The sequence below is a fragment of the Mycobacterium sp. NGS64 genome (assembly GCF_059812245.1).
Map to the genome: position 1 here is coordinate 90,731 of NZ_JCALCI010000001.1, position 26,111 is coordinate 116,841.

General features: G+C 69.1%; 29 protein-coding genes. 24 read left to right on the forward strand and 5 right to left on the reverse strand.

Annotated elements, in window-relative coordinates:
• The first annotated feature begins 45 nt into the window (after positions 1–45).
• From AC5Y4S_RS00415 to AC5Y4S_RS00430, 4 genes are read left to right on the forward strand one after another with little or no spacing between them, the layout of a single operon-like run.
• Positions 46–876 carry an SHOCT domain-containing protein gene (locus AC5Y4S_RS00415; protein WP_500029159.1) on the forward strand — a complete coding sequence of 277 codons (831 nt, stop codon included), beginning with the start codon at positions 46–48 and terminating at the stop codon, positions 874–876.
• Between the two features lie 49 nt (positions 877–925).
• Positions 926–1,753 (forward strand): mycofactocin-coupled SDR family oxidoreductase, encoded by an 828-nt coding sequence (locus tag AC5Y4S_RS00420; protein ID WP_068187607.1) that lies wholly within the window; start codon positions 926–928, stop codon positions 1,751–1,753.
• Positions 1,754–1,778: 25 nt separating this feature from the next.
• Complete coding sequence (locus tag AC5Y4S_RS00425; protein WP_500029160.1) at positions 1,779–2,951, forward strand: NAD(P)/FAD-dependent oxidoreductase; 1,173 nt, start codon at positions 1,779–1,781, stop codon at positions 2,949–2,951.
• Positions 2,948–3,946: a D-2-hydroxyacid dehydrogenase family protein gene (locus AC5Y4S_RS00430; protein ID WP_500031993.1), complete on the forward strand. Its 999-nt coding sequence runs from the start codon at positions 2,948–2,950 to the stop codon at positions 3,944–3,946. Before AC5Y4S_RS00425 ends, AC5Y4S_RS00430 begins: the two co-directional genes overlap by 4 nt.
• A 91-nt stretch (positions 3,947–4,037) precedes the next feature.
• Here the strand turns inward: AC5Y4S_RS00430 and AC5Y4S_RS00435 are convergent, their stop codons facing one another.
• Positions 4,038–5,102: a DUF2332 domain-containing protein gene (locus AC5Y4S_RS00435; RefSeq protein WP_500029161.1), complete on the reverse strand. Its 1,065-nt coding sequence runs from the start codon at positions 5,100–5,102 to the stop codon at positions 4,038–4,040.
• A complete protein-coding gene (gene mftR, locus AC5Y4S_RS00440; RefSeq protein WP_085190764.1) occupies positions 5,099–5,692 on the reverse strand; it encodes a mycofactocin system transcriptional regulator MftR in 594 nt (197 codons plus the stop codon). The genes AC5Y4S_RS00435 and mftR overlap by 4 nt, the downstream gene beginning before the upstream one ends.
• 90 nt (positions 5,693–5,782) lie before the next feature.
• Between mftR and mftA the strand changes: the two genes are divergently transcribed.
• From mftA to mftG, 7 genes are all read left to right on the forward strand, one after another.
• A complete protein-coding gene (gene mftA, locus AC5Y4S_RS00445; RefSeq protein WP_500029162.1) occupies positions 5,783–5,872 on the forward strand; it encodes a mycofactocin precursor MftA in 90 nt (29 codons plus the stop codon).
• A gap of 5 nt (positions 5,873–5,877) precedes the next feature.
• Positions 5,878–6,150, forward strand: coding sequence for a mycofactocin biosynthesis chaperone MftB (gene mftB / locus AC5Y4S_RS00450; protein ID WP_500029163.1), 273 nt, complete (start codon positions 5,878–5,880; stop codon positions 6,148–6,150).
• Entirely contained in the window at positions 6,147–7,313 is a 1,167-nt protein-coding gene (gene mftC, locus AC5Y4S_RS00455) for a mycofactocin radical SAM maturase (protein WP_500029164.1), read from the forward strand. The genes mftB and mftC overlap by 4 nt, the downstream gene beginning before the upstream one ends.
• Before the next feature lie 2 nt (positions 7,314–7,315).
• Positions 7,316–8,497, forward strand: coding sequence for a pre-mycofactocin synthase MftD (gene mftD / locus AC5Y4S_RS00460; RefSeq protein WP_500029165.1), 1,182 nt, complete (start codon positions 7,316–7,318; stop codon positions 8,495–8,497).
• 217 nt (positions 8,498–8,714) lie between these two features.
• On the forward strand, positions 8,715–9,446 hold the full coding sequence (gene mftE / locus AC5Y4S_RS00465; protein ID WP_500029166.1) for a mycofactocin biosynthesis peptidyl-dipeptidase MftE: 732 nt from the start codon (positions 8,715–8,717) through the stop codon (positions 9,444–9,446).
• Entirely contained in the window at positions 9,443–10,855 is a 1,413-nt protein-coding gene (gene mftF / locus AC5Y4S_RS00470; RefSeq protein WP_500029167.1) for a mycofactocin biosynthesis glycosyltransferase MftF, read from the forward strand. Before mftE ends, mftF begins: the two co-directional genes overlap by 4 nt.
• A 15-nt stretch (positions 10,856–10,870) precedes the next feature.
• Positions 10,871–12,292: a mycofactocin dehydrogenase MftG gene (mftG, locus tag AC5Y4S_RS00475; protein WP_500029168.1), complete on the forward strand. Its 1,422-nt coding sequence runs from the start codon at positions 10,871–10,873 to the stop codon at positions 12,290–12,292.
• Positions 12,293–12,303: 11 nt separating this feature from the next.
• On the opposite strand, the gene AC5Y4S_RS00480 is transcribed toward mftG, so the two are convergent.
• The 3 genes from AC5Y4S_RS00480 to AC5Y4S_RS00490 form a co-directional block, all read right to left on the reverse strand.
• The gene (locus tag AC5Y4S_RS00480; protein ID WP_500029169.1) at positions 12,304–13,689 is read right to left on the reverse strand and encodes a PE family protein; all 1,386 of its coding nucleotides are present in this window, start codon (positions 13,687–13,689) and stop codon (positions 12,304–12,306) included.
• Between the two features lie 137 nt (positions 13,690–13,826).
• Entirely contained in the window at positions 13,827–14,693 is an 867-nt protein-coding gene (locus AC5Y4S_RS00485; protein ID WP_500029170.1) for a PE family protein, read from the reverse strand.
• A 549-nt stretch (positions 14,694–15,242) separates the two neighbouring features.
• Positions 15,243–16,856, reverse strand: a complete 1,614-nt coding sequence (locus AC5Y4S_RS00490; RefSeq protein WP_500029171.1) for an MFS transporter — start codon at positions 16,854–16,856, stop codon at positions 15,243–15,245.
• A gap of 146 nt (positions 16,857–17,002) precedes the next feature.
• Between AC5Y4S_RS00490 and AC5Y4S_RS00495 the strand changes: the two genes are divergently transcribed.
• The 13 genes from AC5Y4S_RS00495 (at position 17,003) to AC5Y4S_RS00555 (ending at position 26,003) form a co-directional block, all read left to right on the forward strand.
• Positions 17,003–17,614: a TetR/AcrR family transcriptional regulator gene (locus AC5Y4S_RS00495; RefSeq protein WP_500029172.1), complete on the forward strand. Its 612-nt coding sequence runs from the start codon at positions 17,003–17,005 to the stop codon at positions 17,612–17,614.
• A 333-nt stretch (positions 17,615–17,947) separates the two neighbouring features.
• On the forward strand, positions 17,948–18,253 hold the full coding sequence (gene rpsJ, locus AC5Y4S_RS00500; RefSeq protein WP_003873519.1) for a 30S ribosomal protein S10: 306 nt from the start codon (positions 17,948–17,950) through the stop codon (positions 18,251–18,253).
• A 14-nt stretch (positions 18,254–18,267) separates the two neighbouring features.
• A complete protein-coding gene (rplC, locus tag AC5Y4S_RS00505; RefSeq protein ID WP_068185933.1) occupies positions 18,268–18,942 on the forward strand; it encodes a 50S ribosomal protein L3 in 675 nt (224 codons plus the stop codon).
• Positions 18,942–19,595 carry a 50S ribosomal protein L4 gene (gene rplD / locus AC5Y4S_RS00510; RefSeq protein ID WP_500029173.1) on the forward strand — a complete coding sequence of 218 codons (654 nt, stop codon included), beginning with the start codon at positions 18,942–18,944 and terminating at the stop codon, positions 19,593–19,595. The genes rplC and rplD overlap by 1 nt, the downstream gene beginning before the upstream one ends.
• A complete protein-coding gene (gene rplW / locus AC5Y4S_RS00515; protein WP_067159533.1) occupies positions 19,595–19,897 on the forward strand; it encodes a 50S ribosomal protein L23 in 303 nt (100 codons plus the stop codon). The genes rplD and rplW overlap by 1 nt, the downstream gene beginning before the upstream one ends.
• A 16-nt stretch (positions 19,898–19,913) precedes the next feature.
• Entirely contained in the window at positions 19,914–20,756 is an 843-nt protein-coding gene (gene rplB, locus AC5Y4S_RS00520) for a 50S ribosomal protein L2 (protein ID WP_085190746.1), read from the forward strand.
• Positions 20,757–20,771: 15 nt separating this feature from the next.
• A complete protein-coding gene (rpsS, locus tag AC5Y4S_RS00525; protein ID WP_025738376.1) occupies positions 20,772–21,053 on the forward strand; it encodes a 30S ribosomal protein S19 in 282 nt (93 codons plus the stop codon).
• On the forward strand, positions 21,050–21,607 hold the full coding sequence (gene rplV / locus AC5Y4S_RS00530; protein ID WP_068104443.1) for a 50S ribosomal protein L22: 558 nt from the start codon (positions 21,050–21,052) through the stop codon (positions 21,605–21,607). Before rpsS ends, rplV begins: the two co-directional genes overlap by 4 nt.
• The gene (gene rpsC, locus AC5Y4S_RS00535) at positions 21,607–22,443 is read left to right on the forward strand and encodes a 30S ribosomal protein S3 (protein WP_068129310.1); all 837 of its coding nucleotides are present in this window, start codon (positions 21,607–21,609) and stop codon (positions 22,441–22,443) included. Before rplV ends, rpsC begins: the two co-directional genes overlap by 1 nt.
• Before the next feature lie 3 nt (positions 22,444–22,446).
• Positions 22,447–22,863: a 50S ribosomal protein L16 gene (gene rplP, locus AC5Y4S_RS00540; RefSeq protein WP_067012938.1), complete on the forward strand. Its 417-nt coding sequence runs from the start codon at positions 22,447–22,449 to the stop codon at positions 22,861–22,863.
• Positions 22,863–23,099 (forward strand): 50S ribosomal protein L29, encoded by a 237-nt coding sequence (gene rpmC / locus AC5Y4S_RS00545; protein ID WP_085190742.1) that lies wholly within the window; start codon positions 22,863–22,865, stop codon positions 23,097–23,099. The genes rplP and rpmC overlap by 1 nt, the downstream gene beginning before the upstream one ends.
• Before the next feature lie 6 nt (positions 23,100–23,105).
• Positions 23,106–23,468, forward strand: coding sequence for a 30S ribosomal protein S17 (gene rpsQ / locus AC5Y4S_RS00550; protein WP_500029174.1), 363 nt, complete (start codon positions 23,106–23,108; stop codon positions 23,466–23,468).
• 177 nt (positions 23,469–23,645) lie between these two features.
• Entirely contained in the window at positions 23,646–26,003 is a 2,358-nt protein-coding gene (locus tag AC5Y4S_RS00555) for an arylsulfatase (RefSeq protein ID WP_500029175.1), read from the forward strand.
• Positions 26,004–26,111 lie beyond the last annotated feature (108 nt).

Genomic DNA, 26,111 nt, shown 5'->3' on the forward strand with positions numbered 1-26,111 from the left:
GGCGTTAATCTGACACGGACTTCCCAGCGAGACGAGGAGAGACACGTGTTGGCGCGCTACCTGAAAGCACAGTTGATCGTTTTGCTGTGCGGCGGCCTGGTCGGGCCGATCTTTTTGGTCGTCTACTTCACCATGGGGTTCGGCGACCTGCTGGCCTGGATGCTCTACGTCGGCCTGCTGATCACCGTCGCCGACGTGGTGATAGCGATCGCGCTGGCCAACTTCGGGGCGAAGTCGTCCGCCAAGAACGCCGAGCTCGAGCAGAGCGGCGTGCTGGCGCTCGCCCAGATCACCGGGCTCACCGAGACCGGGACGTGGATCAACAATCAGCAGGTGGTCAAGGTGCACCTGCACATTTCCGGGCCCGGGTTCCTGCCGTTCGACAGCGAGGACCGGGTCATCGCCCACCTCACCCGGCTCGGCAACCTCAACGCCCGCAAGGTGGTGGTGCTGGTCAACCCCACCACCCAGGAATACCGCATCGACTGGGAGCGAAGCGCTTTGGTCAACGGGCTGGTGCCCGCGCAGTTCACCCTGACCGAGGACAACCGGACCTACGACCTCAGCGGGCAGGCCGGCCCGCTGATGGAGATCCTGCAGATCCTCAAGGCCAACAACATCCCGCTGAACCAGGCGGGCGACCTCCGGTCGAATCCGGTGGTGCGCCAGCAGATCCAGGCGGTGGTGCGCCGCGCGGCCGCACAGCAGGCGCCGGCACCCCAGCCCGCGGCGGCCGGCGGTCCCGTGCCGGCCGGGACGCCCGCGCAACCGTCGATCGCCCAGCGGCTCCAAGAGCTGGAGACGCTTCGCGCCAGCGGCGCGCTGACCGACCAGGAGTACAACAGCCGGCGGGCCCAGATCATCTCGGAAATCTGAACCGGAGCCGCACTAGAACACGTTTCAGTTCCGCTGCTAGCCTGTCCTCGTGGCTGCACAGGTTGGATCACTGCAAGGACGGGTGGCGTTCGTTACCGGGGCCGCCCGGGCGCAGGGACGGTCGCACGCGGTGCGGCTTGCCCGCGAAGGCGCGGACATCATCGCGCTCGACATCTGCGCGCGGGCCTCGGACACCCTGAGTTACACGCCGGCGACGCCCGAGGATCTCAGCGAGACCGTCCGCCTGGTCGAAGCCGAGGGCCGCAAAGTGCTGGCCCGGGAGGTCGACATCCGGGACGACGCGGCGCTGCGGCAACTCGTCGCCGACGGCGTCGAACAATTCGGCCGGCTCGACGTCCTGGTCGCCAACGCCGGGGTGCTGGGCTGGGGCCGGGTCTGGGAGCTCACCGACGAGCAGTGGGACACCGTGATCGGGATCAACCTGACCGGCACCTGGCGCACCCTGCGCGCGGCGATCCCGGCGATGATCGAGGCCGGCAACGGCGGTTCCATCGTCGTCGTCAGCTCGGCGGCGGGCCTGAAGGCCACGCCCGGCAACGGCCACTACGCCGCCAGCAAATTCGGGCTCACGGGCCTGACCAACACCCTGGCGATCGAGCTCGGCGAATACGGCATCCGGGTCAACTCCATCCACCCCTATTCGGTCGAAACCCCGATGATCGAGCCCGAGGCGATGATGGAAATCTTTGCCAAGCACCCCCGTTACGTGCACAGCTTCCCGCCAATGCCGATGCAGTACAAGGGATTCATGACGCCCGACGAGGTGTCCGACGTCGTCGTCTGGTTGGCCGGCGACGGGTCGGGCACGCTGTCGGGCACCCAGGTCCCCGTCGACAAGGGCGCATTGAAGTACTGACCGGGCATCGTGGTATGAACACCACGTGACTGAAAAAGGCATCGTGATCGTCGGCGGCGGATTGGCCGCGGCCCGCACGGCCGAGCAACTGCGCCGGTCCGAATACGCCGGCCGGATCACGATCGTCAGCGACGAGGTGCACCTGCCCTACGACCGCCCGCCCCTGTCCAAGGAGGTGCTGCGCAAAGAGGTCGACGACGTGGCCCTCAAACCGCGCGAGTGGTACGACGAGAAGGACATCACGCTGCGGCTGGGGTCGGCCGCCACCGCGCTGGACACGGTCAAGCAGACGGTGACGCTGGCCGACGGGACGGCGCTCGGCTACGACGAACTCGTCATCGCAACCGGACTGGTGCCGCGGCGCATCCCGGCGTTTCCCGACCTGGACGGGATCCGGGTGCTGCGCTCGTTCGACGAGAGCATGGCGTTGCGCGAGCACGCGTCCGAGGCGCAGCGCGCCGTCGTCGTCGGCGCCGGTTTCATCGGCTGCGAGGTGGCGGCCAGCCTGCGCAGCCTGGGCGTGGACGTGGTGCTGGTCGAGCCCCAGCCGACGCCACTGGCCGCGATACTCGGCGAGCAGATCGGGCAGCTGGTGGCGCGGCTGCATCGCGACGAGGGCGTCGACGTCCGGCTCGGCCTCGGGGTGGCGGAGGTGCGCGGCGACGGGCACGTGGACACCGTGGTGCTGACCGACGGGGCGGAGCTCGCCGCCGACCTCGTAGTGGTCGGCATCGGCTCGCGACCGGCGACCGAATGGCTCGAGGGCAGCGGTGTCGACGTCGATAACGGGGTCATCTGCGACGAGGCCGGACGCACCAGCGCGCCGAACGTGTGGGCGCTCGGCGACGTCGCCTCCTGGCGCGATACGACGGGACACCAAGCGCGCGTGGAACATTGGAGCAACGTCGCCGACCAGGCCCGGGTGGTGGTGCCCGCGATGCTCGGGCAGGACGTGCCGTCGGCCGTGGTGGTGCCGTATTTCTGGAGCGACCAGTACGACGTCAAGATCCAGTGCCTGGGGGAGCCCGAGGCCACCGACACCGTGCACCTCGTCGAGGACGACGGGCGCAAGTTCCTGGCGTATTACGAGCGGGACGGGGTGCTGGTCGGGGTGGTCGGTGGCGGGATGCCCGGCAAGGTCATGAAGGTCCGCGCCAAGATCGCCGCCGCCGCGCCCATCGGCGAGGTGCTGGGCTGACGCTTCCCAAGGTCGCGATACTCGACGACTACGCGGGCGTGGCGCTCGACCTCGCCGACTGGTCGCCGGTGCGGACCCGTTCGGACGTAACGGTTTTCGACCGTCACCTGTCCGAGGCCGAGGCTGCCGACGCGTTGCGGCCCTTTGACGTGATCTGCACCATGCGCGAGCGGATGGCATTGCCGCGCACACTCATCGAGCGGCTGCCGAACCTCAAGCTGATCACCATCGTGGGCAGGAGCCTGCCCAACCTCGATATGGCCGCGGCCACCGAACGCGGCGTGCTGGTCGCCCACTCGGACTTCGCCAACCCGCGGTTCGCCGCGGTTCGCGACGCGACCCCCGAACTGGCCTGGGGGCTACTGATCGCGACGGTGCGCAATCTGGCCGAGGAGCATCGGCGGATGCGCGACGGGGGATGGCAGTCGACAACCGGGATGACGTTGTCCGGCAAGACGCTTGGGCTGCTCGGCCTGGGCCGGACCGGCAAGCGCATGGCTGAATACGCGAAAGTGTTTGGCATGCAAGTGATTGCGTGGAGCCAGAACCTCACTGAGGAGGCCGCCGCGGCGGCCGGTGCCCGCCGGGTCGAGAAGGCGGCCCTGTTCGCCGAGGCCGACGTGGTCTCGATCCACCTGGTGCTCTCCGAACGCACCCGCGGGCTGGTCGGCCGGCCCGAGCTGGCCCTGATGAAGCCGCATGCCTATCTGATCAACACCTCGCGCGGCCCGATCGTGGACGAGGCCGCGCTGATCGACGCGCTGCGAACCGGCCGCATCGCCGGGGCCGGGCTCGACGTCTACGACACCGAACCGCCGCCGCCCGACCATCCGCTGCGGGCGCTGGCGAACGTGACGCTGTCCCCCCACCTCGGGTACGTCACCCGCGAAATGCTCGGCGCCTTCTACGCGGACACCATCGAGGCCGTCGTCGCCTGGCTGGACGGGGCGCCCGTCCGGATCGCCAACCCCGACGCTCAGAACTCGCCGAGGTAGAACCGGGCCCCCTGATCGTCGGCGCATTCGGCGGACACGCCGTACGGCTGGCGGGCCGGCTCGGCGAGTACCGGGGCGGAGGAGAAAAAAACTATTGCCAATTCACCGGCGGGCCGTGCGGATGGCATTCGGCGAGGACGGCCGGCTCGCCGCCGGGCCAGCTGCGGGCCCGCACCAGAAACCGGATCGGCGTGCCCGGCCCGTCGCGCGCCGGCTCCAGCGTCAGGTGCGCGAACGGCGACCGGGCGTCGGCCCGCCCACCGAGCGCCTCGATCCCGGCGCGGACTGCGGCGCGCTCGTCGTCGGACAGGTACTGCCAGGTGATCGAATGCCACAGCACGGTCAGCGCGCCGGCGGCGAGGGTCAGTCCGGCCACCGCCTCGGCCGCCGTCCGGCGCTCGAGGGCCGCCGGAACGGTCCGGGCGACGGCGATGGCGCCGCGCAGCCGGCGCAACCGGGCGTCCTGGTCGGGCCAGACGTAGCTCAACGCGGTCACTTCCCCCTCGGCGCCGGTGACGTCGATGGGCGCGATGTCGTAGCCGTTTCGCTCGACGATGCGCAGGGCGCCGTCCGGCGGCAGGGCGCCGCGCCAGGCGTCGTCGATGGTGACCGGCGAGTCGGCCGGCCCCCATCGGCCGCCCCTGAGACCGGATCCGTAGCGGTACTGGTAGTGGTCGGCGCGCATGTTCAGGCCCGCGCTCGATCCGATCTCGAAAAGCCTTATCGGTAAATCGAATTCGCGATTGAGCCGCAGAAGTCCGCCTATCAGCGCGGCGGACCGGCCCACCTCGTTGGTCTGCGGCGGCTGATGGAGCGCGGTGCGTAACGCGTCGGTGTTCTCCGCCGCGGTGCGCAGGATTTCGGGCCACGCGCTCGCCGCGTCCCAGGCGCCGCCGGTGCTGGGATACCAGCGGCGCAATTGCGGCGCCCGCCCGTCGAGCACCAACCGGTGCAGCCCGCCGAGCAGCCGCAGCGGCACCGCGTGGCGCGAGGGCGCGTCCTCGTGGCCGGACAGGACGGTCGCGAAGACGCCGCCCGCCTCGACGTCGCCGGCCACCAACTCGAAGAGCTCCCCGTACATCGGGGAGCCGGAGCCCGCACAGAACCGGCCCTGCGAGCGCAGCATGTGCAGCAGGTGCTCGACGCCCCCGCTCATCGGTCCAGCCGTTCCAGCCCCGCGCCGACGACGTCGAACGCGTTGCCGAGCGCGGTGGGCAGCGGGACGGATTCGTCGGAGAGCCAGTGCTCGTAGGCGCTCAGCGCGACCCCGAGCATGGTCCAGGCGACGGTCTGCGGCAGCGGGTCGGTGGTCTTGACGCCCAATCGGTGGGCCACGAAGCCCGCCATCACCTCGCGCCAGCCGGCGTACATCGTCATCGAATACGCTTGCAGCTCAGCGGTTTCCAGGATGACCCGCATGCGCTGGCGGTGCCGGACCGTCTCGCACTCGTCGAAGGTGTTGAACGCCAACAGCGCCCCGCGCAACGCCTCGTCGAGGGGCACCCGCGGGTCGACGTTGTCGAGCAGCTCCCGCAGGTGCGCGAGGTGGGCGTCGAAATCGCCCCAGAGGATCGCGTTCTTGGAGGCGTAATAGCGAAACAGCGTGCGGCGGGCGATGCCGGCCGCGTGCGCGACGTCGTCGACGCTCACCTCGTCGAATCCCCGGGCCGCGAACAACTCGAGGGCGACGTCGGTGATGTGCCCCGGTGTCGTCGAGCGGCGCCGGCCCACCCGCGGCTGCGGCATGTCAGACCCGCCCTTCCATTGCGGCACTCGATGCCATATTGTGTCCAGAACGATCCATCCTTGTCGAGTCCCAACGGGAGGAAAAGTTCCATGGAGCACGAAAACGAGACCGAGACCGAGCTCATCACCGAGACCCTCGTGGAAGAGGTGTCCATCGACGGGATGTGCGGGGTCTACTGATCCGCGTGTTCGATCCCGACCGCGGCTGGCGGTTGCACCCGCAGGTGGCGGTTCGGCCGGAGCCGTTCGGCGCGCTGCTGTACCACTTCGGCACCCGCAAGCTGTCCTTCCTGAAGAACCGCACCATCCTCACGGTGGTGAGGTCGCTGGCCGACCATCCCGACGTCCGGTCGGCCTGCCGTGCCGCCGGCGTGGACGACCCGGGGCAGGGGCCGTACCTGCACGCGCTGGGTGTGCTGGCGGAGTCAAACATGCTGGTAGCCAAGGAGGCCGAATGAGTGTCGCTGTTCCGCGGCTCATCGAACAGTTCGAGCGCGGCCTGGACGCCCCGATCTGCCTGACGTGGGAGCTGACGTACGCGTGCAACCTGGCGTGCGTGCACTGCCTGTCCTCGTCGGGCAAACGGGATCCGCGGGAGTTGTCCACCCGCCAGTGCATGGACATCATCGACGAGCTGGAACGCATGCAGGTGTTCTACGTCAACATCGGCGGCGGCGAACCCACCGTGCGGCCGGACTTCTGGGAGCTGGTCGACTATGCGACCGCACACCACGTCGGCGTGAAGTTCTCGACCAACGGCGTCCGGATCACCCCGCAGGTCGCGGCACGCCTGGCGGCCAGCGACTACGTCGACGTCCAGATCTCGCTCGACGGCGCCACCGCGGAGGTCAACGACGCCGTGCGCGGCGCGGGCTCGTTCGCGATGGCGGTGCGCGCGCTGGAGAACCTGGCCAGTGCAGGCTTCAAAGACGCGAAGATCTCCGTCGTCGTGACCCGGCACAACGTCGACCAACTCGACGAATTCGCCGCGCTGGCAAGCCGTTACGGAGCCACCCTGCGGATCACCCGGCTGCGGCCGTCGGGCCGGGGCGCGGACGTGTGGGAAGAGCTGCACCCCACCGCCGCCCAGCAGGTCCAGCTCTACGACTGGCTGGTCGCCAAGGGGGAGCGGGTGCTCACCGGCGATTCCTTCTTCCACCTCGCCCCGCTCGGCTCCTCCGGCGCCCTGGCCGGATTGAACATGTGCGGCGCCGGGCGGGTCGTGTGCCTGATCGACCCGGTGGGCGACGTCTACGCCTGCCCGTTCGCCATCCACGACCGCTTCCTGGCCGGAAACATCCTGTCCGACGGGGGATTTGACAACGTCTGGAAGAACGCACCGCTGTTTCGTGAGCTGCGCGAACCGCAGTCGGCCGGGGCGTGCGGCAGCTGCGGGCACTACGACAGCTGCCGGGGCGGATGCATGGCGGCCAAGTTCTTCACCGGCCTGCCGATGGACGGGCCCGATCCCGAATGCGTGCAAGGCCATAGCGAGCAGGCCCTGGCCCGCGACCGCAGCACCCCGCGGCCCCGCGCCGACCATTCCCGGAAGACGAGTGGGCCGGTGCTCCTGAAACTCTCGCGACCCCCCGCGCGGCTCTGCAACGAAAGCCCCGTCTAGCCATGGCCGACCAATGGTTCGAAACGGTCGCCATCGCCCAGCAGCGCGCGAAGCGGCGGCTTCCGAAATCGGTTTATTCGGCGCTGCTTGCGGGCAGTGAAAAGGGTATCACCGTCGCAGGCAACGTCGAAGCGTTCAGCGAACTCGGATTCGCGCCCCACGTCGTCGGCGCCCCGGAAAAGCGCGACCAATCGACTACCGTTATGGGGCAGGATATTTCGTTGCCGGTGGTCATTTCGCCGACCGGCGTCCAGGCGGTCGACCCGGACGGCGAGGTGGCCGTCGCACGGGCGGCGGCGGCGCGGGGAACGGCGATGGGGCTTTCCTCCTTCGCCAGTAAACCGATCGAAGAGGTCATCGCCGCCAACCCCAAATTGTTCTTCCAGGTGTACTGGCTCGGCGGCCGCGACGCCATCGCCGAGCGCGTGGAACGCGCGCGCCAGGCCGGTGCAGTCGGCCTGATCGTCACCACCGACTGGTCGTTCTCGCACGGGCGCGACTGGGGCAGTCCGAAGATCCCCGAAGAGATGAACCTGCGCACCATCCTGCGCCAGTCTCCGGAGGCGGTCTTCAAGCCCCGCTGGTTGTGGAAGTACGGCAAGACGCTGCGCCCCCCGAACCTGCGGGTGCCGAACCAGGCGCGCCGCGGCGAGCCCGGCCCGCCCTTCTTCGCCGCGTACGGCGAATGGATGGGCACCCCGCCGCCGACCTGGGACGACATCGCCTGGCTGCGCGAGCTGTGGGGCGGACCGTTCATGCTCAAGGGCGTGATGCGCGTCGACGACGCGAAAAGGGCTGTGGACGTGGGTGTTTCGGCGATCTCGGTGTCGAATCACGGCGGCAACAACATCGACGGCACCCCGGCGTCGATCCGCGCCCTGCCCGCGGTGGTCGCGGCGGTCGGGGACCAGGTCGAGGTGCTGCTCGACGGCGGCATCCGCCGCGGCAGCGACGTCGTCAAGGCGGTGGCGCTCGGGGCGCGGGCGGTGATGATCGGCCGCGCGTACCTGTGGGGCCTCGCGGCCGGCGGGCAGGCCGGTGTGGAGAACGTCCTCGACATCTTGCGCGGCGGCATCGACTCGGCGCTGATGGGCCTGGGGCGCTCCTCGGTTCACGACCTCACCCCGGACGACCTCTTGGTGCCGGACGGCTTTGCGCGGGCGCTCGGGGTACCGCCCGCCTAAATCTGGGCCTAAATTTGGGTATGTCGGGCCTCTTGCCCGGGATTGAGCATGGGCCGTTTTCACCAACAGCGCGAAATGGCCCTCTAGCGTGAATCGGCGGCGGCGAAAATTGTGGTACTTGCGAGGCAACCGTGACGAACGAGCCATCAAATTCGACCGCTTGGTGAACAGCCCAGAAAAAAATAATTTTGTAGGGTCAACAATTGGTGCACGCCAGGTGAATTCGTCCTACCATCAGCCAGTGCCCGTACTCGGCGAATTAGCAACGATGGCGTCGAGCCAGCTATTCGGCACCTCGCCGTCATTAATGGTCCCGGTGGGATCGACCGAACAACACGGTCCGCACCTCCCGCTGGACACCGATACCCAGATCGCGACGGCGGTCGCGCGGGCGGCCAGGGCCCGCCTGGAACAGGGTTGGTTGGTCGCGCCGGCCATCGCCTATGGCGCCAGCGGCGAGCACCAAGACTTCGCCGGAACGATCTCGATCGGCACCGAGGCCCTGACGACGCTGCTGGTGGAGTACGGCAGGTCAGCGGCTTGCTGGGCCCCGCGGCTCGTGTTTGTCAACGGTCACGGCGGCAATGTCGGCGCTTTGCGCGGCGCGGTGAGCGCGCTGCGGGCCGAGGGCCGAGACGCCGCCTGGTGCCCCTGCGTCGCCGCCGGCGGCGACGCCCACGCCGGCCATACCGAAACATCGGTGTTGCTCCACATCTCGCCGGCCGACGTGCTGACCGACCGGTGGCTCAGCGGCAACCGGGCGCCGTTGGCGGACTTGCTCCCGTCGATGCGCCGCGGGGGCGTCGCGGCGGTCAGCCGGGTCGGGGTGCTGGGGGACCCCACCACCGCGACGGCCGCCGAGGGCAAGCGGATCTTCTGCGAGATGGTCGACGACTGCGTCCGTCGGGTCGCCCGGTGGTCGCCCGGGCGCGACGGGAAGCTGACATGACGGCAACGCGATTGCCGGACGGGTTCGCCGTCCAGGTCGACCGCCGCGTGCGGGTGCTCGGCGACGGTTCCGCCCTGCTGGGTGGCTCGCCGACGCGCCTGCTGAAGTTGGCCCCCGCCGCCCAGAACATGCTTTCCGACGGCCGGCTGAAGGTCCGCGACGACGTCAGCGCCCAACTGGCCCGCACCCTGCTCGACGCCACCGTGGCGCACCCGCGCCCCGCCGGCGGCCCGTCGCACCGCGACGTGACCGTGGTAATTCCGGTGCGGGACAACGTTTCCGGGGTGCGTCACCTGGTCAGCTGTCTGCGCGGATTGCGCGTCATCGTGGTCGACGACGGTTCGTTCCCGCCGATCGAGCCGGAGGACTTCATCGGCGCGCACTGCGACGTCGAGGTGCTGCGCCACCCCCACAGCAGGGGTCCGGCCGCGGCGCGCAACACCGGGCTGGCCGCCTGCACGACTGACTTCGTGGCGTTTCTCGACTCCGACGTGACGCCGCGCCGCGGCTGGCTCGAGGCCCTGCTCGGTCACTTCTGCGATCCGACGGTCGCCCTGGTCGCGCCGCGCATCGTCGGCCTGTCGCACAGCGAGAACGTGGTCGCCCGCTACGAGGCGGTGCACTCGTCGCTGGACCTCGGGGAACGCGAGGCCCCGGTGCTGCCCCACAGCACGGTGTCCTACGTTCCCAGCGCGGCGATCATCTGCCGCCGCTCGGCCATCCGTGACGTCGGCGGCTTCGACGAGACGATGCAGTCCGGCGAGGACGTCGACCTGTGCTGGCGGCTGATCGAGGCGGGCGCGCGGCTTCGCTACGAGCCGATCGCCCAGGTCGCCCACGATCACCGCACCGAGTTACGGGATTGGCTCGCGCGCAAGGCCTTTTACGGCGGCTCGGCGGCCCCGCTGTCGGTGCGTCACCCGGACAAGACGGCCCCGGTGGTGATCTCCGGCTGGGCGCTGATGGCCTGGATCCTGGTGGCGCTGGGGACGAGCCTCAGCCAGCTCGCCTCGATCGTCGTCGCCCTGGTGACCGGCCGGCGGATCGCCAAGGCGATGCGCGGCGCCGAGACCTCGCTCGTGGACGTCCTGACGATCGCGACCCGCGGCCTGTGGTCGGCGGCGCTGCAGCTGGCGTCGGCCCTGTGCCGGCACTACTGGCCGCTGGCCCTGGTCGCGGCGATCCTGTCGCGCCACTGCAGACGCGTCGTGCTGGTGGCCGCCGTCATGGACGGCGTGGTGGACTGGCTGCGCCGCCGGGACGCCACCGGCGACGAGGCCGAACCCATCGGGCTGCTGACCTACCTGTTGCTCAAGCGCGTCGACGACCTGGCCTACGGCCTCGGGCTGTGGTGGGGTGTGGCCCGCGAACGCAACGTGCGGGCGCTCAAGCCGCAGATTCGCACATAGCGGTTTCGACGCCCGTTGACCGCAGCCGCCCCGCACAGCGATGTGCTGATCGTCGGCGCCGGCAGCGCTGGTTCGGTTGTCGCCGAACGCCTTTCCGCCGATCCCGCCCGCACCATCACCGTGCTAGAGGCCGGCCCCGCGCTGGCCGACCCGGAGTTGCTGGCGCTGGCCGCCAACGGGTTGCAACTGCCGATCGGGGTCGGCAGCCCGCTGGCCCGGCGCTACCTGACCACGCTGACCGATCGGCACGCCCTGAAGCTGCCGATCGTGCGCGGCGCCACCGTCGGCGGTTCGGGTGCGATCAACGGCGGGTACTTCTGTCGTGCGCTGCCGCGCGACTTCGACCGCGCCGGGGTGCCCGGCTGGGCATGGTCGGATGTGCTCGAGCACTTCCGCGCCATCGAGACCGACCTCGATTTCGACGGCCCCGCGCACGGCCGGGCCGGGCCGATCCCGGTGCGGCGAACCCGCGAAATGACCGGTACCACGGAAGCTTTCATCGCGGAGGCGGAGCGCGCCGGGTTTGGGTGGATCGACGATCTCAACGATGCTGGGCCGGAACTGGTTTCGGGGCTGGGGGCGGTCCCGCTCAATATCGTCGACGGCGTGCGCACCGGATCGGGTGCCGCGTACCTGCTGCCGGCGCTCGGGCGGCCCAACCTGACGTTGCTGGAGCGGACCCGCGCGGTGCGACTGCGTTTCGCGGGCGCCACGGTGGTGGGCGTCGACGTGATCGGCCCGCAAGGCCGGGCGACGATTTCCGCCGATCGAATAGTGTTGTGCGCCGGCGCGATTGAATCGGCGCACCTGCTGATGCTTTCCGGCATCGGCGACGAAGCAATGCTGCGCGCCGCGGGCGTCCCGGTGGTGGCGCCGCTGCCGGTCGCGACGGCGTGCAGCGACCACCCCGAATGGGTGTTGCCGACGAACTGGGCCGTGGCGCCAGGGCGGCCCGTGGTGGAGGTCGTGCTGAGCACCGACGACGGGATCGAGATCCGGCCGTACACGGGCGGATTCGTAGCGATGACCGGCGACGGCACCGCCGGACACCCCGACTGGCCGCACATCGGCGTGGCGCTGATGCGGCCGCGGGCCCGCGGACGCATCACGCTGGTCTCACCGGATCCCGACGTGCCGCCGCACATCGAGCACCGCTATGACAGCGAGCCCGACGACGTCGCCGCGCTGCGCGGGGGCAGCGAACTGGCCCGCGAATTGGCCGGTACCGCAACGTCCGTCGGGTCACCGGTGTGGTCGACGTCGCAACACCTGTGCGGGACGGCGCCGATGGGCGCCGTCGTCGATCCGCATTGCCGGGTCTACGGCATCGAAAACCTTTGGGTGGTAGACGGTTCCATCTTGCCCGCGATCCCCAGCCGCGGACCGTACGCGACCACCGTGATGATCGGCCGCCGGGCCGCGGAATTCGTTGTGTAAATCGCGAGTGGTCAGAAGGCCAGACCGTCCGGTCCGGGTTCGCCGATCAACAATCCGCCTTGGCCGCCGGTGCCCGGCGGATTGGTGCCACCAACGATGAAACCGTTGCCGCCGTTGCCGCCAAACCCGACCAGCTGGGCGTCGCCCCCGTTGCCGCCGGCGCCATCGGCGGTGAAGCCGAAGCCACCGTTGCCACCTGAACCGCCATCGCCGATCAGCGCCGCCTTGCCGCCGGCACCGCCGTGGCCGCCGACCTGGCCATCTCCGCCGGCTCCGCCGGCTCCGCCGTTGCCAACCAGGAAACCGGCAGTCCCGCCGGCGCCACCTTGACCACCGGTAAAGGCACCATTGACCAATCCGCCCGCGCCGCCCGCGCCGCCGTCCCCGCCGATGATGCCGCCATTGCCGCCGGCTCCACCAGCGCCGCCCTGCAGTCCGGCGCCACCGCCGCCGCCCGCGCCGCCGGCCGCCCAAATCCCGCCTGCTCCGCCGGTTCCGCCGGTTCCGCCGATATTTGCGGTGCCGAAGCCTCCCGTGCCTCCGGCCCCACCGGCGCCGAACAAGCCGCCGACCCCGCCGCTGCCGCCGTTCCCGCCGCCAGAGGCGCCCAGGCCGCCGACGCCGCCGGCCCCTCCGGCTGCCAGGAATCCGCCCGCCCCGCCCTGACCGCCGGCACCGCCGACACCACCTACTGCTGCTGCGCCGCCCTGCCCGCCGACCCCGCCGACGGCGAACAGCCCGCTCGCGCCGCCGTTGCCGCCCGCCCCGCCGCTACCCGCGCCTCCGATGCCGCCGGCTCCGCCGGCTCCTCCGACGCCACCGAAGAATCCGCCGGCCCCGCCGTTTCCTCCCGTGGCCCCTTGGCCGCCGGCCCCGCCGGCCCCGCCGGCTCCGCCGAAGAAGCCGCCGGCACCGCCGTTGCCGCCTTTTCCGCCGATCGCGCCGTACCCGCCATTCCCGCCGTTGCCATAGAGCCAGCCACCATCTGCGCCGTTGGCCCCAGTGTTCGGCTTCCCGTTGGCGCCGTTGCCGATCAGTGGGCGACCCGTCAGCAATTGGCTGGGTGCGTTGATCACATTGAGGATGTCTTGCTCGATGATCTGCAGCGGGGTGGCGCTGGCGGCCTCGGCGAGGGCGTACTGAGACGCGCCGCCACCCATCAATTGCACGAATTGTTGATGGAACGCTGCCGCCTGGGCGCTCAAGCCCTGGTATTGCACGGCATGGGACCCGAACACCGACGCGATGGCGACCGACACCTCGTCCGTTCCCGCCGCGAGGACTTCGGTGGTGGCGCCCGCCGCCGCTTTGTTGGCCTCGCTTAGCGCAGCGCCGATCCCGGCCAAATCCCTTGTGGCCGCTTGCATCACGTCCGGTGCCGCAATCAGAAAAGTCATTTGGTGTGCTCCCAACTCGGCCCGGCGGGTCGCCTCGAGGTTGGTTTTGACTTTGTTGGGGCCGATGTTAGCCCTGCCGCAACGGCGTCATGGCGTTTTCGCCAGATAGCCGGCGGCTCCGGGCGGGGGTCGGCGAATCAGGCCGAGTAAGGCTGCATCTCGACCGGCGCGCCCATCGCCGCGGGTTGCTCCTCATGAGAGCCGGCCGCGGAAGCCGGGGAGTAGGCGGGTGTCGCGGGGGAATAGTTCGGTGTCGTCGCGGGCGCCGCCGTCAACGGCGTACCGATCGGCAGCGCCGGTGCCGCCGTCGCCGGAGAGAACGCGGGCGCTTCGACCGGCGCTGCTTCCACCGGCGCCGCCGCCACCGGCGCGCTAACGGGCGCCGGAGCGGCGACGTCCGCCGGCACGGCGGCGGCCGGCGCGCCGGCCGGTGCAAGCGGCGCGGCCACCGGCGCCGCCGCGAGTGGCGTGCCGGTCGGCGCCAGCGCAACGGGCGCCGCGGGAGTCGGCGTGACCGCGGCGGCCGGCGTGACCGCCGTCGCCACGGGGGCTGCCGGCGCCGCCGGCGCCGCGCCACCGGAGACGCCCGCCGCTGCCGCGGGCACCCCCGCCGCCGCGGAACCTGCCGAGGTCGCGGTGCTCGCCAGCGGTTGCGCGCTCGACAGCGCCTGGCCGGGGACATTGCCCGTCACCATGTTCTGGACGGTTTGCAGGGGTGACGCGTTCGCCGCCTCGGTGAGGGCGTACTGCTCGGCGCCGGCGCTCATCAGCTGGACGAACTGGGTGTGGAAGGCCTGCGCCGCGGCGCTGAGTGCCTGATAGACCTGGGCGTGCGCGTCGAACAGGCTCGCGATGCCGGCCGACACCTCGTCGGCGCCCGCGGGCATCACGCTGGATACCGGGCCCAAAGCGGCCGAGTTCGCGTCGCTGATCGCCGAACCGATGTTGGCCAAATCCATTGCGGCATTGGCCACATACTCGGGCGCTGCGAACACATACGACATTCGGCTCCCCCGCCTGTCTCGACGTCGTCCGCCTCCCCATCACGGACACCGCTTCAGCGCACACTATCGTCCACCCGGGGTCTCCCGAGGCGTTTTCGGCGGATCTTCACCATGCATTCAGTTGGGGCGGGCCACGCCGCAGCGTGACCCGCCCCGAAAATGCGGTGACATTCATGCTGCCCACGTAGATGGCCACGACAAGTGGCGGGCGCGCGGCTGACTTCCCGTCAGGCGCGAACTCTGCGTCGCAATGTTCGTGGACGGCACGACGTCCCGATGTCGAATATCACCTCCCTTCAGCGATCCGCGATCCGCGCGCGGTTTGGATGCCTGTTTGCTGAACGAGTCGATACCCATCAACACCACACTCACCTCAACCCGCGAGATGACCTGCACCTGTCGATATATATTTTCAAATACCACGACGAGCGGACGTTCGCAAGTATCTGAGCCGGCCCGGTTTGACGGCGGAGAAAAATTCAGGTCGGGGTGGCTCCGATCAACGACCACCGGTCAGCCGGTGTGGTTCTCCGGCAGCGACATTGGGCGTCAGCGGGACGGTTCTCGATGCCGCCCGACGCCGGGGCGCGCCCCGGCGAAGAGCCGGCGCACGACCTTCAGCTGCCGCCCGTCGCGCCCGGGAGCCCACAGGCCGATCAGGACCGCGGCGATGGTGACGATCACGGCCAGGACCGTCGTCGAGGCGTGCATCGCCGTCATGAACGCCGCTTTGCTGACCTCGGCCAGCTGGCCACCTTGCGGCCCCAGCTTTTCGGCCACCTCGACCGCCTTGGCGAGCGAGTCGGTCGCAGGGCCGCGCACCGGGGCCGGGAACCCCGCCAACCTGGGCGCCAGCTCGTGGGAGTAGCGGCCGGCCAGTATCGAGCCGGCCACGGCGATCCCCAGGGCGCCGCCCATCTCGCGCGACGTGTCGTTGACCGCGGACGCGACCCCCTGCTTTTCGTCCGGGACCGCGCCCATGATCGCCGAAGTCGTAGGCGCGGTGCAGAATCCGATGCCGGTGCTCAGGATCAGCGTCGGCCACGCCATGCCGAGAAAACTCGAATGCAGGTCGAGCGTCTGCATGCACAGAAAGCCGACCGCCATCGTCAACGTGCCCACGAATAGCACCAGCCGCAGCCCGAACTTCGGCACATACCAAAACGACAGCGCCGAGAAAATGCCCAGCGGCACCATGAACGGCCCGAACGCCACCGCCGTCATCAGCGGGGAGTAGCCCATGATCTGCTGCACGTACTGCATGCCCAGGTAGAAGAAACCGAACGTGGCGCCGAACAGGACGACGATCGTCGCCACGCCGGTGGCGAAGCTCGGGTCGCCGAACAGTCGCACGTCGAGCAGGGGATGGCTTGTCCGGAATTCGACGACGCCGAACACGGCCGCGATGATCGCCCCGGCGAGCAGCCCGCCCCAGATCAGGGGATCGCTCCAGCCGCGGTCGGGCGCCTCCAGGATCGCGGCCACCGCGATCGCGACGGCCGCGCCGATCAGCACCGCGCCCATCGAATCGATCCGGGGCGCGTTGGCTTCCCGCGATGACGCGACGGTGCATGCCAGCGCGAAGATCGCCAGGCCCGCGACGCCCAACGACCAGAAGATCGCGTGCCAGTCCCAAAAGCGCAGCAGCAGGCCGGATCCGAACATGCCCAGCACCCCGCCGGAACCGGCCGTCCCGGCCCAGATCCCGACGGCCTTGATGCGGTCCTCCTTCGGGTAGGCCACCGTCAGCAGCGACAGCGTCGCGGGCATCACGAAGGCGGCGCCGACGCCGGCGACCGCCCGTCCCGCGATGATCTGCAGCGGGCTGTGCAACAGAGCCGGCGCCGCAGACCCGAGGGCGAAGATGACCAAACCGACGAGCAGCGCACCCCGCCGGCCGTAGCGGTCACCGATCGCCCCGGCGGGCAGCAGCAAGCAGGCCAGCGCCACCGTGTAGCCGTCGACGACCCAGGTCAGCTGCGACTGTGTCGCCGAGGTGGCGACCGCAAGGTCGCCCAGCGCGGTGTTCAGCGCCGTCATCGACGCGACGACCAGCCCGACGCCCATGCAGGCGACGGCCAGCGTCCAAGTTCGGGCGCGGGGACTACCCCCGATGCGCGTTACATCAGTACGCTGATCAGGCCGTACCAGCGTTTCGGCCATATGAAGCGCCTCCTAACGGGGGCGTAGCGAGATTTTCGAGACTCTTGGTCTTGTAGGTAGACCGAGAGTCTTGGTCCCAAACCGGGAGGTAGCTCACAATTACCGGCGGAAGTACCGACCCCCGTCCAGCGCGGTCCAGGGCCCGTTTGCTCGAGGCCGCCGCTGCGCTGCTGCGTTCGGGGGGTCCCAGCGCGGTGACCGTCGATGCGGTCACTCGTAGCGCCAATGTAGCGAGGGCGACCCTGTATCGCCACTTCCCGAGCGGAAATGATTTGCTGGCAGCGGCATTCAACAGCCTGATACCGCCGCCGCCGATGCCGCCGGCCGACGGCTCGCTGCGCGATCGCCTGATCGGGTTGGTGCTGGCCCATGCCGAAACCGTGGCGCAGGCGCCGGCCCTGCTGACGGCCATGTCGTGGCTCTCGCTGGGCCGCGACCTGGACAAGTTGCCGGAACCCCACCAGGCCGGCACCGCGGACAGCGCGTCGATTTGCACGCTGCGGGAGCGCATCGCGCAGCAGTACGCCGCCCCGTTCGACGCGGTTTTCGACAGCCCTGAGGCCGCCGCCGAACTGGGCGAGGTCGACCGGTCGCGCGCCATCGCGCTGCTGATCGGCCCGCTGATGCTGGGACGCCTGTCGACCCTGCCCGACTTCGACTATCGCGAGTGTGCGCGAGCCGCCGTCGACGGTTTCCTGCACGTGCAACGGGCCCAGCAAAGGGCCGACGCGGCGACCACCGAATCGGCGGGTGCCTGAGTCCCGGCGAGGTTTGCCCGGGATTTGGCCAAACCCATGATCTGAGGCATACTGTTCAGGTTGCCTTGCGCCGGGTTCTGCCTGGCCGGGCATACGACCAGCGCCCAACCGGGCGCGTCCGGTCCCAACCTCGGAATGCGACCAATTTCGGCCGCGCACGAGGCTGCGTAAGGGTGACACGCCCGACCGCGGGGGCCGGTGGACCACGACAGGTAAACAGCGGCGCAGTATCCGGCGCGACGCTCGACCGGCCCAAGGTTGGGCCGCCGATCCGCGCGCCGGGGGCACCAGCCCGGGACACGGGCTTTAAGAGGAGTGAGGGTAGGAGAAAGCGTGGCGGGACAGAAGATCCGCATCAGGCTTAAGGCCTACGACCATGAGGCCATCGACGCATCGGCGCGCAAGATCGTCGAGACCGTCGTCCGCACGGGTGCCAGCGTCGTAGGGCCGGTGCCGCTGCCGACCGAGAAGAACGTGTATTGCGTCATCCGCTCTCCGCACAAGTACAAGGACTCGCGGGAGCACTTCGAGATGCGCACGCACAAGCGGTTGATTGACATCCTCGATCCGACGCCGAAGACGGTCGACGCGCTGATGCGCATCGACCTTCCGGCCAGTGTCGACGTCAACATCCAGTAGGAGATCGACGACTCATGGCACGACAGAGCAATCCCGCCCAGAGGCGGGGCCTTCTGGGTACCAAGCTGGGCATGACGCAGGTGTTCGACGAGAACAACCGGGTCGTGCCGGTGACGGTGGTCAAGGCCGGTCCCAACGTGGTGACCCGCATCCGCACGCCGGAGCGCGACGGCTACAGCGCCGTGCAGCTGGCGTACGGCGAGATCAGCCCGCGCAAGGTCAACAAGCCGGTCACCGGTCAGTACACGGCGGCGGGCGTCAACCCGCGCCGCTTCCTGGCCGAGCTGCGGCTGGACAACCCCGACGCCGCAGCCGAATACGAGGTCGGCCAGGAGCTGACGGCGGAGATCTTCGCCGACGGCGCCTACGTCGACGTGACCGGCACCTCCAAGGGCAAGGGCTTCGCCGGCACCATGAAGCGGCACGGCTTCCGCGGCCAGGGCGCCAGCCACGGCGCCCAGGCGGTGCACCGCCGGCCGGGTTCCATCGGCGGCTGCGCCACGCCCGCCCGGGTCTTCAAGGGCACCCGGATGGCCGGCCGGATGGGCAACGACCGGGTGACCGTGCAGAACCTGTTGGTGCACAAGGTCGATGCCGAGAACGGCGTGCTGTTGATCAAGGGTGCGGTCCCCGGCCGCACCGGCGGACTCGTGATGGTTCGCAGCGCGATCAAACGAGGTGAGAACTGATGGCACTCAAGATTGACGTCAAGACGCCGGACGGCAAGGTCGACGGCTCCGTCGAGCTGCCCGCCGAATTGTTCGACGCCCCGGCCAACATCGCGCTGATGCACCAGGTGGTCACCGCGCAACGGGCCGCCGCCCGCCAGGGCACGCACTCGACCAAGACGCGTGGCGAGGTGAGCGGCGGTGGCCGTAAGCCCTACCGGCAGAAGGGCACCGGACGCGCCCGGCAGGGTTCGACACGGGCCCCGCAGTTCACCGGCGGTGGCACGGTGCACGGCCCGAAGCCGCGCGACTACAGCCAACGGACGCCCAAGAAGATGATCGCCGCGGCGTTGCGCGGGGCGCTGTCCGACCGCGCGCGCAACGGACGAATCCACGCGATCACCGAGTTGGTCGCGGGCCAGACCCCGTCGACCAAGAGCGCCAAGGCATTTCTGGACACGTTGTCCGATCGCAAGCGGCTGCTGCTGGTCATCGGCCGCGCCGACGAGACCGGTGCGAAGAGCGTGCGCAACCTGCCCGGCGTGCATGTGCTGGCGCCCGACCAGCTCAACACCTACGACGTGCTGCGCTCCGATGACGTGGTGTTCAGCGTCGAGGCCCTCAACGCCTACATTTCCGCCAACACCAGCTCTGCCGAGGAGGTTTCGGCCTGATGGCGACCATCGCTGACCCCCGCGACATCATCCTGGCGCCGGTCATCTCCGAGAAGTCCTATTCGCTGCTGGACGAGAACGTGTACACGTTCGTGGTGCACCCCGACTCGAACAAGACGCAGATCAAGATCGCCATCGAGAAGATCTTCTCCGTCAAGGTCGCGTCGGTGAACACCGCGAACCGGCAGGGCAAGCGCAAGCGCACCCGGACCGGTTACGGCAAGCGCAAGGGCACCAAGCGCGCCATCGTCACCCTGGCCCCGGGCAGCAAGCCGATCGACCTCTTCGGCGCACCGAGCTAGAAAGAACTGATGAGACATGGCAATTCGTAAGTACAAGCCGACGACCCCGGGTCGCCGCGGCGCCAGCGTGTCCGACTTCGCCGAGATCACGCGTTCGGAGCCGGAGAAGTCGTTGGTGCGCCCGCTGCACGGTCACGGCGGCCGCAACGCGCACGGCCGGATCACCACCCGCCACAAGGGTGGTGGCCACAAGCGCGCCTACCGGGTGATCGACTTCCGTCGTAACGACAAGGACGGCGTCAACGCGAAGGTCGCGCACATCGAGTACGACCCGAACCGCACGGCCAACATCGCGCTGCTGCACTTCCTGGACGGCGAGAAGCGCTACATCATTGCCCCGCTTGGGCTCTCGCAGGGCGACGTGGTGGAGTCGGGCCCCAACGCCGACATCAAGCCCGGCAACAACCTGCCGCTGCGCAACATCCCGGCCGGTACCTTGGTGCACGCCGTGGAGCTGCGCCCGGGCGGCGGCGCCAAGCTCGCGCGCTCGGCCGGGTCGAGCATCCAGCTGCTCGGCAAGGAGGGCAGCTACGCGTCGCTGCGCATGCCCAGCGGCGAGATCCGCCGCGTCGACGTGCGCTGCCGCGCCACGGTCGGCGAGGTGGGCAACGCCGAGCAGGCAAACATCAACTGGGGCAAGGCCGGTCGGATGCGGTGGAAGGGCAAGCGCCCGTCCGTCCGTGGTGTCGTGATGAACCCGGTCGACCACCCGCACGGCGGCGGTGAGGGTAAGACCTCCGGCGGGCGCCACCCGGTCAGCCCGTGGGGCAAGCCCGAGGGCCGTACCCGTCATCCGAACAAGCAGAGCAACAAGCTCATTGTCCGACGCCGGCGTACCGGCAAGAAGCACTCGCGGTAACAGGAGTAGCAAGACATGCCTCGCAGCCTGAAAAAGGGACCGTTCGTCGACGACCACCTGCTCAAGAAGGTGGACGTGCAGAACGAGAAGAACAGCAAGCAGGTCATCAAGACCTGGTCGCGTCGTTCGACGATCATCCCTGACTTCATCGGCCACACCTTCGCCGTGCACGACGGGCGCAAGCACGTCCCGGTGTTCGTCACCGAGGCGATGGTGGGCCACAAGCTGGGCGAGTTCGCCCCGACGCGCACCTTCAAGGGCCACATCAAGGACGACCGAAAGGCCAAGCGCCGATGAGCACCACGACGACTGAATATCCGTCGGCCGTCGCCAAGGCACGGTTCGTGCGGGTGTCGCCGACCAAGGCGCGCCGGGTGATCGACCTGGTGCGTGGCAAGTCGGTGGAAGACGCGCTCGACATCCTGCGCTGGGCGCCGCAGGCCGCCAGCGAGCCGGTGGCCAAGGTGATCGCCAGCGCCGCGGCCAACGCGCAGAACAACAACGGCCTGGACCCCGCCACGCTGGTGGTCGCCACCGTGTACGCCGACGAGGGCCCGACCGCCAAGCGCATCCGTCCGCGCGCCCAGGGCCGCGCTTTCCGGATTCGCCGGCGCACCAGCCACATCACGGTCGTGGTGGAAAGCCGGCCGGCCTCCGGCGAGCGTTCGGCGAAGTCCACCCGGGCCCGTCGCGCCGAGGCCAGCAAGGCGGCCGCGAAGGCGCCGGCGAAGAAGGCCCCGGCCAAGAAGGCTCCCGCCAAGAAGGCGCCGGCCGCCAAGAAAGCTCCGGCCAAAAAGGCTCAAACCCCTACTACTTCTGAGGCTTCGGAAACGAAGGGAGGCTCAGACTAGTGGGCCAGAAGATCAATCCGCATGGCTTCCGGCTCGGCATCACCACGGACTGGAAGTCCCGCTGGTACGCCGACAAGCAGTACGCCGACTACGTCAAGGAAGACGTGGCGATCCGCCGGCTGCTGTCCACCGGCCTGGAGCGCGCCGGCATCGCCGACGTCGAGATCGAGCGGACCCGCGACCGGGTCCGCGTCGACATCCACACCGCGCGCCCCGGGATCGTCATCGGCCGCCGCGGCACCGAGGCCGACCGGATCCGGGCCGACCTGGAGAAGCTGACCGGCAAGCAGGTCCAGCTGAACATCCTCGAGGTCAAAAACCCCGAATCGCAAGCACAATTGGTGGCGCAGGGCGTCGCGGAGCAGCTGAGCAACCGGGTGGCGTTCCGCCGCGCGATGCGCAAGGCCATCCAGTCGGCGATGCGGCAACCGAACGTCAAGGGCATCCGCGTGCAGTGCTCCGGCCGCCTCGGCGGCGCGGAGATGAGCCGCTCGGAGTTCTACCGCGAGGGTCGGGTGCCGCTGCACACGCTGCGCGCCGACATCGACTACGGCCTGTACGAGGCCAAGACCACCTTCGGCCGCATCGGCGTGAAGGTGTGGATCTACAAGGGCGACATCGTCGGCGGCAAGCGCGAATTGACCGCCGCCGCACCGGCGGGCGCCGACCGTCCCCGTCGTGAGCGGCCGTCGGGCACGCGTCCGCGGCGCAGCGGGGCGTCGGGCACCACGGCGACCAGCACCGAGGCCGGCCGGGCCGCGGGTGCCGAGGATCAAGCCGCGGCGGCCCCGGTCGAGGCCGCGCCGGCCCCCGAACCGCAGAGTACGGAGAGCTGAATCATGTTGATTCCCCGCAAGGTTAAGCACCGCAAGCAACACCACCCGCGCCAGCGCGGCATCGCCAGCGGCGGCACGCAGGTGAACTTCGGTGACTACGGCATCCAGGCGCTCGAGCACGCGTACGTGACCAACCGCCAGATCGAGTCGGCTCGTATCGCGATCAACCGGCACATCAAGCGTGGCGGCAAGGTGTGGATCAACGTCTTCCCCGACCGCCCGCTGACCAAGAAGCCCGCCGAGACCCGGATGGGTTCGGGTAAGGGCTCCCCGGAGTGGTGGGTCGTCAACGTCAAGCCGGGCCGGGTGCTGTTCGAGCTCAGCTACCCCAACGAGCAGACGGCCCGCGCCGCGCTCACCCGCGCAATCCACAAGCTGCCGATCAAGGCACGCATCGTGACCCGAGAGGATCAGTTCTGATGGCACTGGGCATTTCGCCGGGCGAACTGCGCGAGCTCACCGATGAAGAGCTCACCGATCGCCTGCGCGAATCCAAGGAGGAGCTGTTCAACCTGCGCTTCCAGATGGCGACCGGACAGCTCAACAACAACCGCCGGCTCCGCACGGTGCGTCAGGAAATCGCGCGCGTCTACACCGTGCTGCGCGAACGGGAACTGGGCCTGGCCAGCGGACCCGACGGCACTGAGGAGAAATAAGGATTCGTGATGGCAGAAGCTAAGAAGGCGCCCGCCAAGGCCGCCCCCAAGAAGGCCGCTCCCACCGACGCCGCGGCGAAGGACAAGGGCCCCAAGCACACTCCGGCCAACCCGAAAACGCGCGGCCGGCGCAAGGTGCGCATCGGCTACGTGGTCAGCGACAAGATGCAGAAGACCATCGTGGTCGAGCTGGAAGACCGCATGCGTCACCCGTTGTACGGCAAGATCATTCGGACCACCAAGAAGGTCAAGGCGCACGACGAGAACAGCACCGCCGGCATCGGCGACCGCGTCTCGCTGATGGAGACGCGCCCGATGTCGGCCACCAAGCGCTGGCGGCTCGTCGAGATCCTCGAGAAGGCCAAGTAGCGAGCAGACACAAAAGCCCCCGCGCGCTCGGCGTGTCGGGGGCTTTTGCGTCTGCTGGCGAACGGGTGGCGTCCCGGCGAACGCGTCTTGAGATTCACACCTTGCTCTCACCTGCCCGGTGTAGTCTCCACGCCACGCGCGTAACGGGGTCCACCAACAAGAGTGAGGCTGGCAGCAATGACGGGGTCGACCGAGTTTCAGGGCAAGATCGAACTGGATATCCGCGACTCGGAGCCGGACTGGGGGCCGTACGCGGCACCGACGGCGCCGGAGAACTCGCCGAACATCCTCTACCTCGTCTGGGATGACACCGGGATCGCCACCTGGGACTGCTTCGGCGGCTTGGTCGAGATGCCCGCGATGACGCGGATCGCCGAGCGCGGCGTGCGGTTGTCGCAGTTCCACACCACCGCGCTGTGCTCGCCGACGCGAGCGTCCCTGCTGACCGGGCGCAACGCGACCACCGTCGGCATGGCGACCATCGAGGAGTTCACCGACGGGTTCCCCAACTGCAACGGACGGATCCCCGCCGACACCGCGCTGATCTCCGAGGTGCTCGCCGAGCGCGGCTACAACACCTACTGCGTCGGGAAGTGGCACCTCACGCCCCTGGAAGAGTCGAACCTGGCGTCGACGAAACGGCATTGGCCCACCTCACGCGGATTCGAGCGGTTCTACGGGTTCATGGGCGGCGAGACCGACCAGTGGTATCCGGACCTGGTGTACGACAACCACCCGGTCAACCCGCCGGCCACACCGGAAGACGGCTATCACCTGTCGAAGGACATCGCGGACAAGACCATCGAGTTCATCCGCGACGCGAAGGTGATCGCCCCGGACAAGCCGTGGTTCAGCTATGTGTGCCCCGGCGCGGGCCACGCCCCGCACCACGTCTTCAAGGAGTGGGCGGACCGCTACGCGGGCCGGTTCGACATGGGCTACGAGCGCTACCGCGAGATCGTGCTGGAAAACCAGAAGTCGATGGGCATCGTTCCGCAGGGCACCGAACTGTCGCCGGTGAACCCCTACGCCGACGTGAAGGGGCCCAACGGCGAGCCGTGGCCGTTGCAGGACACCGTGCGGCCCTGGGATTCGCTGGGCGAGGAAGAAAAGAAGCTGTTCTGCCGCATGGCCGAGGTGTTCGCCGGCTTCCTCAGCTACACCGACGCCCAGATCGGCCGCATCCTCGACTACCTCGAGGAGTCCGGCCAGCTGGACGACACCATCATCGTGGTGATCTCTGACAACGGCGCCAGCGGCGAGGGCGGCCCCAACGGCTCGGTGAACGAGGGCAAGTTCTTCAACGGCTACATCGACACCGTCGAGGAGAGCATGAAGCTCTTTGACCACCTGGGCGGCCCGGAGACCTACAACCATTACCCGATCGGGTGGGCGATGGCCTTCAACACGCCGTACAAGCTGTACAAGCGCTACGCCTCCCACGAGGGCGGCATCGCCGACACGGCAATCGTCTCGTGGCCCAACGGAATTGCCGCGCACGGCGAGGTCCGCGACAACTACGTGAATGTCTGCGACATCACCCCGACCGTCTACGACCTGCTGGGCATGACGCCGCCCGAGCAGGTCAAGGGCATCACGCAGAAACCCCTGGACGGCGTGAGTTTCAAAGTGGCCCTTGCGGATCCGGGTGCCGACACCGGCAAACGGACCCAGTTCTACACCATGCTGGGCACCCGCGGGATCTGGCACGAGGGCTGGTTCGCCAACACCGTCCATGCCGCCACACCCGCGGGTTGGTCGCATTTCGACGCCGACCGCTGGGAGCTGTTCCACATCGAGGCCGACCGCAGCCAGTGCCATGATCTGGCCGGCGAGCAACCCGAGAAGCTGGAAGAGCTTAAGGCACTGTGGTATTCCGAGGCCGCCAAGTACAACGGCCTGCCGCTGTCGGACCTGAACATCATCGAGACGATGATGCGCTCGCGGCCCTACCTGGTCGGCGAACGGTCCAGCTACACCTACTATCCCGACTGCGCCGACGTCGGCATCGGCGCTGCCGCCGAGATCCGCGGGCGCTCGTTCGCCGTGCTGGCCGACGTGACGGTGGATACCACCGGTGCCGAAGGCGTGCTGTTCAAGCAGGGCGGCGCGCACGGCGGGCACGTGCTGTTCGTGCAGGACGGGCGGCTGCACTACGTCTACAACTTCCTCGGCGAGCGTCAGCAGCTGGTGTCGTCGTCCGGCCCGGTGCCGCTGGGCCGGCACCTGCTGGGGGTTCGCTACGCGCGGACCGGAACGGTGGAGAACAGCCACACGCCGCTCGGAGACCTGACCCTGTTCGTCGACGCCGAGGTGGTCGGCACCCTGGCGGACGTGGCGACCCATCCGGGGACGTTCGGGCTGGCGGGGGCCGGGATCACCGTCGGGCGCAACGGCGGCTCGCGGGTGTCGAGCCGCTACAAGGCGCCGTTCACGTTCACCGGCGGCACCATCGCCGAGGTCACCTTCGACTTCTCGGGCAGGCCGTACGAGGACGTGGAAAGGGAACTCGCGCTTGCGTTTTCGCGCGACTGAGCTGGAGGCGGGCCCCGCGGGCGCGTCCGGTTTCGACGCGGCGAAATCCACGGTGATGCAACAATTAGCGGTCCTCATCCCCTGAAAAAGAGCGGTTTCAGGGCCGGC